The organism is Streptomyces sp. DH12 (genome assembly GCF_020873895.1).
In the GTDB taxonomy this organism is placed as follows: Bacteria; Actinomycetota; Actinomycetes; order Streptomycetales; family Streptomycetaceae; genus Streptomyces.
Genome location: NZ_JAHWGT010001542.1, coordinates 1 through 400 on the forward strand (window position 1 = coordinate 1; position 400 = coordinate 400).

At 75.8% G+C, this 400-nt stretch carries 1 pseudogene; it reads right to left on the reverse strand.

Annotated elements, in window-relative coordinates:
* Positions 1-400: pseudogene (locus tag LPA54_RS40990) on the reverse strand (serine/threonine protein kinase); the annotation flags it as partial.

Below are 400 nucleotides of genomic sequence, written 5' to 3' on the forward strand. Positions count from 1 at the left end.
GCCCGGGGCTCAGCTCGCCGTGGGTGACGGCCTCCGCGTGCGCCGCGTCCAGCACGTCGAGCAGGTCCAGGCCGACGCGCGCCGCCCGCGCGGGCGTGAAGGTGCCGTGCTGGAGCAGGACCTCGTCCAGCGGGGTGCCGTCGATCCAGGCGGTGACCGTCCACAGGCAGCCGCCCTCACCAACCGCGTCGACGACGCCCGCGATCCGGTCCGGGCAGAGCCGGGCCACGTTCTCGGTGGCCCGCAGGATCCGGGAGGACGCGTGGCGCACGCCCTCCGCGGCGTCCGCCGGCAGCTCGATGCGGGTGGCCAGGCACGGCCGGCCCGTCCGCAGATCGTCGGCGTACCAGCTGACCTGGTTGGTCTCGCGGTGCGTGATCTCGACCAGCCGGTAGCGGCC